15 protein-coding genes are annotated in these 11,588 nt (G+C 29.6%); all 15 read left to right on the forward strand.

Features of this window, described 5'->3' with window-relative positions; genetic code table 11:
- Positions 1–1,038 (forward strand): hypothetical protein (locus BN6774_RS06280; RefSeq protein ID WP_407922089.1); only part of this gene is annotated, 1,038 nt, incomplete at its 5' end.
- 16 nt (positions 1,039–1,054) lie between these two features.
- The gene (locus tag BN6774_RS06285) at positions 1,055–1,501 is read left to right on the forward strand and encodes a hypothetical protein (protein ID WP_066891389.1); all 447 of its coding nucleotides are present in this window, start codon (positions 1,055–1,057) and stop codon (positions 1,499–1,501) included.
- Positions 1,502–2,124: 623 nt separating this feature from the next.
- Positions 2,125–2,670: a hypothetical protein gene (locus BN6774_RS06290; RefSeq protein ID WP_235829588.1), complete on the forward strand. Its 546-nt coding sequence runs from the start codon at positions 2,125–2,127 to the stop codon at positions 2,668–2,670.
- A 10-nt stretch (positions 2,671–2,680) separates the two neighbouring features.
- A complete protein-coding gene (locus tag BN6774_RS06295; protein ID WP_066891392.1) occupies positions 2,681–3,166 on the forward strand; it encodes a hypothetical protein in 486 nt (161 codons plus the stop codon).
- A gap of 309 nt (positions 3,167–3,475) precedes the next feature.
- Complete coding sequence (locus BN6774_RS18290) at positions 3,476–3,727, forward strand: hypothetical protein (protein WP_066891394.1); 252 nt, start codon at positions 3,476–3,478, stop codon at positions 3,725–3,727.
- Between the two features lie 113 nt (positions 3,728–3,840).
- On the forward strand, positions 3,841–4,884 hold the full coding sequence (locus tag BN6774_RS06305) for a hypothetical protein (RefSeq protein ID WP_066891410.1): 1,044 nt from the start codon (positions 3,841–3,843) through the stop codon (positions 4,882–4,884).
- Positions 4,885–4,900: 16 nt separating this feature from the next.
- The gene (locus BN6774_RS06310; protein WP_066891389.1) at positions 4,901–5,347 is read left to right on the forward strand and encodes a hypothetical protein; all 447 of its coding nucleotides are present in this window, start codon (positions 4,901–4,903) and stop codon (positions 5,345–5,347) included.
- 623 nt (positions 5,348–5,970) lie between these two features.
- Entirely contained in the window at positions 5,971–6,516 is a 546-nt protein-coding gene (locus tag BN6774_RS06315) for a hypothetical protein (protein WP_235829588.1), read from the forward strand.
- A gap of 10 nt (positions 6,517–6,526) precedes the next feature.
- Positions 6,527–7,012: a hypothetical protein gene (locus BN6774_RS06320; protein ID WP_066891392.1), complete on the forward strand. Its 486-nt coding sequence runs from the start codon at positions 6,527–6,529 to the stop codon at positions 7,010–7,012.
- A gap of 309 nt (positions 7,013–7,321) precedes the next feature.
- The gene (locus BN6774_RS18295) at positions 7,322–7,573 is read left to right on the forward strand and encodes a hypothetical protein (RefSeq protein ID WP_066891394.1); all 252 of its coding nucleotides are present in this window, start codon (positions 7,322–7,324) and stop codon (positions 7,571–7,573) included.
- A gap of 113 nt (positions 7,574–7,686) precedes the next feature.
- Entirely contained in the window at positions 7,687–8,730 is a 1,044-nt protein-coding gene (locus BN6774_RS06330) for a hypothetical protein (protein ID WP_066891410.1), read from the forward strand.
- 16 nt (positions 8,731–8,746) lie between these two features.
- Positions 8,747–9,193, forward strand: a complete 447-nt coding sequence (locus BN6774_RS06335) for a hypothetical protein (protein ID WP_066891389.1) — start codon at positions 8,747–8,749, stop codon at positions 9,191–9,193.
- Positions 9,194–9,816: 623 nt separating this feature from the next.
- Positions 9,817–10,362 (forward strand): hypothetical protein, encoded by a 546-nt coding sequence (locus BN6774_RS06340; protein ID WP_235829588.1) that lies wholly within the window; start codon positions 9,817–9,819, stop codon positions 10,360–10,362.
- Between the two features lie 10 nt (positions 10,363–10,372).
- Entirely contained in the window at positions 10,373–10,858 is a 486-nt protein-coding gene (locus BN6774_RS06345) for a hypothetical protein (protein WP_066891392.1), read from the forward strand.
- A 309-nt stretch (positions 10,859–11,167) separates the two neighbouring features.
- Positions 11,168–11,419, forward strand: coding sequence for a hypothetical protein (locus tag BN6774_RS18300; protein WP_066891394.1), 252 nt, complete (start codon positions 11,168–11,170; stop codon positions 11,417–11,419).
- Positions 11,420–11,588 lie beyond the last annotated feature (169 nt).

Genomic DNA, 11,588 nt, shown 5'->3' on the forward strand with positions numbered 1-11,588 from the left:
AATCAAGGTGCCTATGATTTATGGGGAAACCTTAATATGGCAGTTGCAGGTTTATGTATTCCAGTTTCGCAGGCAGTAAATGGAGTGGCAGGAGCAAGTAAATCTATCATAGCTAAAGAAGCAGTAAAGGCAATTGGAAAGGAAACAAGTTTTGCTATAGGAGTAAACTGGGTAAGTAGTAATATTACTAATTTTGCAGTCGGCGAGTTAGAATTAAATCAAACAGAGTCAACTCTCCTTAATTTAGGCTTGAATTTTGGAATTGGAATTGGTGGTTATAAACTTAGAAGGAAATTCTTTGGAGAAGCATCATTTGCAAAAGGAATGAGTTATGATGATGCTAAAAGATATAATGATTATTGGAAACAAGTAGAATCAGGAAATAACACAGGATATCCAGGACTTAGCGATGCAGATATTAAATTATGGAAGTTTGCAGACAATAAACTAAATACTCGTATAGCCTTAAATAAGGTAGATCCAAATGAAGTTGTAAAGCTTAGGATAAAAGCTCTGGAATTAGAGAATAGCCTAAAAGTAGTTGATAAGGGGGTAAGTAAAGCTAGTCCAGCGGAAGTAGCTCAAAGTTGGCAAGGGAGTTTTCCGTATGTTGGCGTTGATAAGTATAAAAACATAACCTTGAAAAAGGGGAAAGTAATATATGTTGGAGACCCATATCCAACAGGATATGCAACTACTAAAAGTGCTCTAGATAGAGTAGATGGGGACGCAAGGAAGTTATTTGAAGGACTACAAGTTAAACCTTACTGGGAAGATGGAATGGATGTTGCTGAATATAGAGGTAAAATGATGGCTTATGAAATAACAGAACCAATAGATGTAGCCTTTGGAATAACGAAGGCTAATCCGCAATTTGGAAGTGGCGGACTTCCTCAAATGTTTCTTCCGGATTTTAAAGAGTTATTGAGTAGTGGAAAAATAAGGAAAGTTGAATTGAAGGCAGTTGAGTTGAATAATTATAAAATGCACTTAGATGATTACAATAAAATGTTAGATGTGTTAGAAGGACTAAAGTAAAAATAGGAGGATATAGATGAGACTAGATAAAGGCAAAATAGTTATAAATAATAAAGAAATATATAGTGGAATGGATAGTGAAAGTTTTAAAAAAATATTTTTAATAGATGTAAATAGTTATACAAATGGAAATATTGAAAGATATAATTTTAAAAGTCCACAAATAATAGATGGATTATCACTATGGGTTAAAATTATATTTAAAGATAGTTTCCTATCATCGATAGAAATGAAAAATGCAGATTTAAAATTGAAAAATTCTTATGATAATTGGAGTGATGATAAAGTAGAATTGAAAAGAGAAAGTCATAATAACTGGTTAATAAATAATTTAGGAGAAGCTCATGAAAAATTACCAGTAGCACTAATATATAGATATAGTTGGGGGAAAATAGAATCATATTATGACCCTAAAGCAGCAGATAGTGGAATATTAATAACTTATAATAGAAATAATGCATAATAAGGAATTAATTGAATTCATAAAAAAGAGTAATAAATGAAGTTGCTTAAATTAATAATATTATAACTGATTTTAACAATGCATAATTTTAATAATGAATTGACTTAGGGGGGAGAGTGGCAGATAAAATTAAAAAGTAAATTCTAGTTGATGAAACTAAAAATACTTTTTAAAATCTTAAATACCTATACCCCTTTTTAACCTAAAAGTTAAAGAAAATATCGTTGTAACTGAAATGTCGATACTTCAATTACAACGGTATTTTTTATTTATGTAAATTACCTAATGTAGAAATTAAAGAGGTTGCATGATAAAATTAAGTTAACAGATTAAGGAAAAAAAGACTGAAAAAGTAGATACATATCAGAAAAAAATGAAAAGTAGAGAACCTAAATCTATGATTTGGTGTGAATCACTTTAACAGAGTGCAAGTAGTTGGAAATGGTCTTAAAACTGTGGAAATGGTTGAAAGTACTCAACTCTGATACTAAAAATAAAAAGACAGACTCTGCCCCAAGGGGGTAAGTAAAGCTGAAGTAAATACTTCTGAAAGTATTAAAAATATTATTAATGGAAAAGGATATTCAGTAGATGAATTTGCTAAATTACTACATCCCGATAGAGTGTTAACTGATTCAGAGGAATTGTTAGTTGATTCTATAAGAAAAGAGATAGGATTACCATCAGCAGATACTTTAATGTGTAAAACAATACCTCAAAGTGACATATATAAATACTTATATAATCCTGACTATGATGGAGTTAGAGGTTTTACAGCGGTAGAAGAGCATGGCGCTAATTTAAAAACACTATTTGATAAATATAATGGAGCAAGATTAGATTATAATAATACAGCATTTAAGACTACAACTGGCGTTGATGGCATTTCACAATCAGTTGGCTTACCAGATAAATTCTACGGAACAATAGAGTATAAAGTAAATGATGTTAGTAAAATATCTATTCCAGATTGGGCACCGAAACCAGATGATTATCCTTATACAGGAAAAGCATTTACAGGTAGTACTGATGTAGTACTACCAGAATATTATCAATCAGTTAGAAAATTTATTAATGGAGATAAATTTAAGATTCTAGACAGTAAAACAGGAGATATAGTGCAGCAATTTATCTATGATAAGAATCTTGGATGGCTTGAATTAAAGTGAGGTATGAAAAATGTCTAAAGAATATTGCATATATAAAGGTAAAAAATTTTTAATGAATATTTATAATAATAAAGTGGAATTAACTAGTAGTAAAAAGGAGGATATGAATAATGGATTTAAAGAGTATGTGGATGTGTTAGGAAATAAACATAGTGATATATTGGTAAAAGAAGTAAGTGTAGATGACTTAGAATTTGCTTATGAATTAAATTATAAAGTAATATATAACAATATAGAATTTGAACCATGGTGTATAGGAAAACACATATTAAACAATGAAAAAATTTCATTGTTTACAAGTAATTCAGATTTAGCATCACTATATGGATTTAATAAAGAAGAACAATTCGTATTTAAGAAGGAATTAAAATTAAATGATATAGAAGCTTTAATTGAAATAAAAATACCAATACTAAAGTTTAATCATATGAAAGAAGAAAGGACTAGAATAGAACAAAAGTATATAAAAAAGTATTTAGAAGATATTATTTTATAGTTACTGCAAAATTAAATATAAATTTAATGCATTAAAAAGAATGATTTAAGAGGTTATAAATTTAATAAAATTATTAATAATATTCACCGTATAATATTAATAATGCAGTGAGATAAAGACAAAGAAACTAGCTGAAAAATAAAATAGGCTAGTTTCTATTTTTTCTTGAGAGAATTATTTGAAATACTAGTGTGTAGTAGTAAAATATAATAAAACAGATTTAGCCCAAAGTGGGTAAATAAACATAGTAATGGTGGAAATGGTTCTGTAATAAATGGAACAGATGATATTGCAAAATATGAATTTAATATGATAGAGAATCCAGGGCCATTAGTAGATATGCAAGGAAATCCAGCAAGTAATTTTTATGGTGGAAGATATAATGTGGAAGTTCTTACAGAGGACAGAATATATTATAGAGGAGGAAATTCAGAGAATGCATTAGGTCAATGGTTTACTACAGAACTTCCGGAATCAGTTGCAAAAGTGAGAATTGATACAGCAGTAAAACCACAGTGGATTGACCCAATTACAGGAGAACTGACAGTAAGTCAGTGGTAGATACAGTATATGCTATTAAATACCTAAGGGGACCAAGGTTTATACAGGTCCAGTTGGATCTCAAGGAGGTACGTATTGTGGTGGATATGATGTAATACAATCCTTCATTATTTATGGGAAATCAAGGTGCCTATGATTTATGGGGAAACCTTAATATGGCAGTTGCAGGTTTATGTATTCCAGTTTCGCAGGCAGTAAATGGAGTGGCAGGAGCAAGTAAATCTATCATAGCTAAAGAAGCAGTAAAGGCAATTGGAAAGGAAACAAGTTTTGCTATAGGAGTAAACTGGGTAAGTAGTAATATTACTAATTTTGCAGTCGGCGAGTTAGAATTAAATCAAACAGAGTCAACTCTCCTTAATTTAGGCTTGAATTTTGGAATTGGAATTGGTGGTTATAAACTTAGAAGGAAATTCTTTGGAGAAGCATCATTTGCAAAAGGAATGAGTTATGATGATGCTAAAAGATATAATGATTATTGGAAACAAGTAGAATCAGGAAATAACACAGGATATCCAGGACTTAGCGATGCAGATATTAAATTATGGAAGTTTGCAGACAATAAACTAAATACTCGTATAGCCTTAAATAAGGTAGATCCAAATGAAGTTGTAAAGCTTAGGATAAAAGCTCTGGAATTAGAGAATAGCCTAAAAGTAGTTGATAAGGGGGTAAGTAAAGCTAGTCCAGCGGAAGTAGCTCAAAGTTGGCAAGGGAGTTTTCCGTATGTTGGCGTTGATAAGTATAAAAACATAACCTTGAAAAAGGGGAAAGTAATATATGTTGGAGACCCATATCCAACAGGATATGCAACTACTAAAAGTGCTCTAGATAGAGTAGATGGGGACGCAAGGAAGTTATTTGAAGGACTACAAGTTAAACCTTACTGGGAAGATGGAATGGATGTTGCTGAATATAGAGGTAAAATGATGGCTTATGAAATAACAGAACCAATAGATGTAGCCTTTGGAATAACGAAGGCTAATCCGCAATTTGGAAGTGGCGGACTTCCTCAAATGTTTCTTCCGGATTTTAAAGAGTTATTGAGTAGTGGAAAAATAAGGAAAGTTGAATTGAAGGCAGTTGAGTTGAATAATTATAAAATGCACTTAGATGATTACAATAAAATGTTAGATGTGTTAGAAGGACTAAAGTAAAAATAGGAGGATATAGATGAGACTAGATAAAGGCAAAATAGTTATAAATAATAAAGAAATATATAGTGGAATGGATAGTGAAAGTTTTAAAAAAATATTTTTAATAGATGTAAATAGTTATACAAATGGAAATATTGAAAGATATAATTTTAAAAGTCCACAAATAATAGATGGATTATCACTATGGGTTAAAATTATATTTAAAGATAGTTTCCTATCATCGATAGAAATGAAAAATGCAGATTTAAAATTGAAAAATTCTTATGATAATTGGAGTGATGATAAAGTAGAATTGAAAAGAGAAAGTCATAATAACTGGTTAATAAATAATTTAGGAGAAGCTCATGAAAAATTACCAGTAGCACTAATATATAGATATAGTTGGGGGAAAATAGAATCATATTATGACCCTAAAGCAGCAGATAGTGGAATATTAATAACTTATAATAGAAATAATGCATAATAAGGAATTAATTGAATTCATAAAAAAGAGTAATAAATGAAGTTGCTTAAATTAATAATATTATAACTGATTTTAACAATGCATAATTTTAATAATGAATTGACTTAGGGGGGAGAGTGGCAGATAAAATTAAAAAGTAAATTCTAGTTGATGAAACTAAAAATACTTTTTAAAATCTTAAATACCTATACCCCTTTTTAACCTAAAAGTTAAAGAAAATATCGTTGTAACTGAAATGTCGATACTTCAATTACAACGGTATTTTTTATTTATGTAAATTACCTAATGTAGAAATTAAAGAGGTTGCATGATAAAATTAAGTTAACAGATTAAGGAAAAAAAGACTGAAAAAGTAGATACATATCAGAAAAAAATGAAAAGTAGAGAACCTAAATCTATGATTTGGTGTGAATCACTTTAACAGAGTGCAAGTAGTTGGAAATGGTCTTAAAACTGTGGAAATGGTTGAAAGTACTCAACTCTGATACTAAAAATAAAAAGACAGACTCTGCCCCAAGGGGGTAAGTAAAGCTGAAGTAAATACTTCTGAAAGTATTAAAAATATTATTAATGGAAAAGGATATTCAGTAGATGAATTTGCTAAATTACTACATCCCGATAGAGTGTTAACTGATTCAGAGGAATTGTTAGTTGATTCTATAAGAAAAGAGATAGGATTACCATCAGCAGATACTTTAATGTGTAAAACAATACCTCAAAGTGACATATATAAATACTTATATAATCCTGACTATGATGGAGTTAGAGGTTTTACAGCGGTAGAAGAGCATGGCGCTAATTTAAAAACACTATTTGATAAATATAATGGAGCAAGATTAGATTATAATAATACAGCATTTAAGACTACAACTGGCGTTGATGGCATTTCACAATCAGTTGGCTTACCAGATAAATTCTACGGAACAATAGAGTATAAAGTAAATGATGTTAGTAAAATATCTATTCCAGATTGGGCACCGAAACCAGATGATTATCCTTATACAGGAAAAGCATTTACAGGTAGTACTGATGTAGTACTACCAGAATATTATCAATCAGTTAGAAAATTTATTAATGGAGATAAATTTAAGATTCTAGACAGTAAAACAGGAGATATAGTGCAGCAATTTATCTATGATAAGAATCTTGGATGGCTTGAATTAAAGTGAGGTATGAAAAATGTCTAAAGAATATTGCATATATAAAGGTAAAAAATTTTTAATGAATATTTATAATAATAAAGTGGAATTAACTAGTAGTAAAAAGGAGGATATGAATAATGGATTTAAAGAGTATGTGGATGTGTTAGGAAATAAACATAGTGATATATTGGTAAAAGAAGTAAGTGTAGATGACTTAGAATTTGCTTATGAATTAAATTATAAAGTAATATATAACAATATAGAATTTGAACCATGGTGTATAGGAAAACACATATTAAACAATGAAAAAATTTCATTGTTTACAAGTAATTCAGATTTAGCATCACTATATGGATTTAATAAAGAAGAACAATTCGTATTTAAGAAGGAATTAAAATTAAATGATATAGAAGCTTTAATTGAAATAAAAATACCAATACTAAAGTTTAATCATATGAAAGAAGAAAGGACTAGAATAGAACAAAAGTATATAAAAAAGTATTTAGAAGATATTATTTTATAGTTACTGCAAAATTAAATATAAATTTAATGCATTAAAAAGAATGATTTAAGAGGTTATAAATTTAATAAAATTATTAATAATATTCACCGTATAATATTAATAATGCAGTGAGATAAAGACAAAGAAACTAGCTGAAAAATAAAATAGGCTAGTTTCTATTTTTTCTTGAGAGAATTATTTGAAATACTAGTGTGTAGTAGTAAAATATAATAAAACAGATTTAGCCCAAAGTGGGTAAATAAACATAGTAATGGTGGAAATGGTTCTGTAATAAATGGAACAGATGATATTGCAAAATATGAATTTAATATGATAGAGAATCCAGGGCCATTAGTAGATATGCAAGGAAATCCAGCAAGTAATTTTTATGGTGGAAGATATAATGTGGAAGTTCTTACAGAGGACAGAATATATTATAGAGGAGGAAATTCAGAGAATGCATTAGGTCAATGGTTTACTACAGAACTTCCGGAATCAGTTGCAAAAGTGAGAATTGATACAGCAGTAAAACCACAGTGGATTGACCCAATTACAGGAGAACTGACAGTAAGTCAGTGGTAGATACAGTATATGCTATTAAATACCTAAGGGGACCAAGGTTTATACAGGTCCAGTTGGATCTCAAGGAGGTACGTATTGTGGTGGATATGATGTAATACAATCCTTCATTATTTATGGGAAATCAAGGTGCCTATGATTTATGGGGAAACCTTAATATGGCAGTTGCAGGTTTATGTATTCCAGTTTCGCAGGCAGTAAATGGAGTGGCAGGAGCAAGTAAATCTATCATAGCTAAAGAAGCAGTAAAGGCAATTGGAAAGGAAACAAGTTTTGCTATAGGAGTAAACTGGGTAAGTAGTAATATTACTAATTTTGCAGTCGGCGAGTTAGAATTAAATCAAACAGAGTCAACTCTCCTTAATTTAGGCTTGAATTTTGGAATTGGAATTGGTGGTTATAAACTTAGAAGGAAATTCTTTGGAGAAGCATCATTTGCAAAAGGAATGAGTTATGATGATGCTAAAAGATATAATGATTATTGGAAACAAGTAGAATCAGGAAATAACACAGGATATCCAGGACTTAGCGATGCAGATATTAAATTATGGAAGTTTGCAGACAATAAACTAAATACTCGTATAGCCTTAAATAAGGTAGATCCAAATGAAGTTGTAAAGCTTAGGATAAAAGCTCTGGAATTAGAGAATAGCCTAAAAGTAGTTGATAAGGGGGTAAGTAAAGCTAGTCCAGCGGAAGTAGCTCAAAGTTGGCAAGGGAGTTTTCCGTATGTTGGCGTTGATAAGTATAAAAACATAACCTTGAAAAAGGGGAAAGTAATATATGTTGGAGACCCATATCCAACAGGATATGCAACTACTAAAAGTGCTCTAGATAGAGTAGATGGGGACGCAAGGAAGTTATTTGAAGGACTACAAGTTAAACCTTACTGGGAAGATGGAATGGATGTTGCTGAATATAGAGGTAAAATGATGGCTTATGAAATAACAGAACCAATAGATGTAGCCTTTGGAATAACGAAGGCTAATCCGCAATTTGGAAGTGGCGGACTTCCTCAAATGTTTCTTCCGGATTTTAAAGAGTTATTGAGTAGTGGAAAAATAAGGAAAGTTGAATTGAAGGCAGTTGAGTTGAATAATTATAAAATGCACTTAGATGATTACAATAAAATGTTAGATGTGTTAGAAGGACTAAAGTAAAAATAGGAGGATATAGATGAGACTAGATAAAGGCAAAATAGTTATAAATAATAAAGAAATATATAGTGGAATGGATAGTGAAAGTTTTAAAAAAATATTTTTAATAGATGTAAATAGTTATACAAATGGAAATATTGAAAGATATAATTTTAAAAGTCCACAAATAATAGATGGATTATCACTATGGGTTAAAATTATATTTAAAGATAGTTTCCTATCATCGATAGAAATGAAAAATGCAGATTTAAAATTGAAAAATTCTTATGATAATTGGAGTGATGATAAAGTAGAATTGAAAAGAGAAAGTCATAATAACTGGTTAATAAATAATTTAGGAGAAGCTCATGAAAAATTACCAGTAGCACTAATATATAGATATAGTTGGGGGAAAATAGAATCATATTATGACCCTAAAGCAGCAGATAGTGGAATATTAATAACTTATAATAGAAATAATGCATAATAAGGAATTAATTGAATTCATAAAAAAGAGTAATAAATGAAGTTGCTTAAATTAATAATATTATAACTGATTTTAACAATGCATAATTTTAATAATGAATTGACTTAGGGGGGAGAGTGGCAGATAAAATTAAAAAGTAAATTCTAGTTGATGAAACTAAAAATACTTTTTAAAATCTTAAATACCTATACCCCTTTTTAACCTAAAAGTTAAAGAAAATATCGTTGTAACTGAAATGTCGATACTTCAATTACAACGGTATTTTTTATTTATGTAAATTACCTAATGTAGAAATTAAAGAGGTTGCATGATAAAATTAAGTTAACAGATTAAGGAAAAAAAGACTGAAAAAGTAGATACATATCAGAAAAAAATGAAAAGTAGAGAACCTAAATCTATGATTTGGTGTGAATCACTTTAACAGAGTGCAAGTAGTTGGAAATGGTCTTAAAACTGTGGAAATGGTTGAAAGTACTCAACTCTGATACTAAAAATAAAAAGACAGACTCTGCCCCAAGGGGGTAAGTAAAGCTGAAGTAAATACTTCTGAAAGTATTAAAAATATTATTAATGGAAAAGGATATTCAGTAGATGAATTTGCTAAATTACTACATCCCGATAGAGTGTTAACTGATTCAGAGGAATTGTTAGTTGATTCTATAAGAAAAGAGATAGGATTACCATCAGCAGATACTTTAATGTGTAAAACAATACCTCAAAGTGACATATATAAATACTTATATAATCCTGACTATGATGGAGTTAGAGGTTTTACAGCGGTAGAAGAGCATGGCGCTAATTTAAAAACACTATTTGATAAATATAATGGAGCAAGATTAGATTATAATAATACAGCATTTAAGACTACAACTGGCGTTGATGGCATTTCACAATCAGTTGGCTTACCAGATAAATTCTACGGAACAATAGAGTATAAAGTAAATGATGTTAGTAAAATATCTATTCCAGATTGGGCACCGAAACCAGATGATTATCCTTATACAGGAAAAGCATTTACAGGTAGTACTGATGTAGTACTACCAGAATATTATCAATCAGTTAGAAAATTTATTAATGGAGATAAATTTAAGATTCTAGACAGTAAAACAGGAGATATAGTGCAGCAATTTATCTATGATAAGAATCTTGGATGGCTTGAATTAAAGTGAGGTATGAAAAATGTCTAAAGAATATTGCATATATAAAGGTAAAAAATTTTTAATGAATATTTATAATAATAAAGTGGAATTAACTAGTAGTAAAAAGGAGGATATGAATAATGGATTTAAAGAGTATGTGGATGTGTTAGGAAATAAACATAGTGATATATTGGTAAAAGAAGTAAGTGTAGATGACTTAGAATTTGCTTATGAATTAAATTATAAAGTAATATATAACAATATAGAATTTGAACCATGGTGTATAGGAAAACACATATTAAACAATGAAAAAATTTCATTGTTTACAAGTAATTCAGATTTAGCATCACTATATGGATTTAATAAAGAAGAACAATTCGTATTTAAGAAGGAATTAAAATTAAATGATATAGAAGCTTTAATTGAAATAAAAATACCAATACTAAAGTTTAATCATATGAAAGAAGAAAGGACTAGAATAGAACAAAAGTATATAAAAAAGTATTTAGAAGATATTATTTTATAGTTACTGCAAAATTAAATATAAATTTAATGCATTAAAAAGAATGATTTAAGAGGTTATAAATTTAATAAAATTATTAATAATATTCACCGTATAATATTAATAATGCAGTGAGATAAAGACAAAGAAACTAGCTGAAAAATAAAATAGGCTAGTTTCTATTTTTTCTTGAGAGAATTATTTGAAATACTAGTGTGTAGTAGTAAAATATAATAAAACAGATTTAGCCCAAAGTGGGTAAATAAACATAGTAATGGTGGAAATGGTTCTGTAATAAATGGAACAGATGATATTGCAAAATATGAATTTAATATGATAGAGAATCCAGGGCCATTAGTAGATATGCAAGGAAATCCAGCAAGTAATTTTTATGGTGGAAGATATAATGTGGAAGTTCTTACAGAGGACAGAATATATTATAGAGGAGGAAATTCAGAGAATGCATTAGGTCAATGGTTTACTACAGAACTTCCGGAATCAGTTGCAAAAGTGAGAATTGATACAGCAGTAAAACCACAGTGGATTGACCCAATTACAGGAGAACTGACAGTAAGTCAGTGGTAGATACAGTATATGCTATTAAATACCTAAGGGGACCAAGGTTTATACAGGTCCAGTTGGATCTCAAGGAGGTACGTATTGTGGTGGATATGATGTAATACAATCCTTCATTATTTATGGGAAATCAAGGTGCCTATGATTTATGGGGAAACCTTAATATGGCAGTTGCAGG

This window comes from Clostridium nigeriense (genome assembly GCF_900086595.1).
Classification (GTDB): Bacteria; Bacillota; Clostridia; order Clostridiales; family Clostridiaceae; genus Clostridium; species Clostridium nigeriense.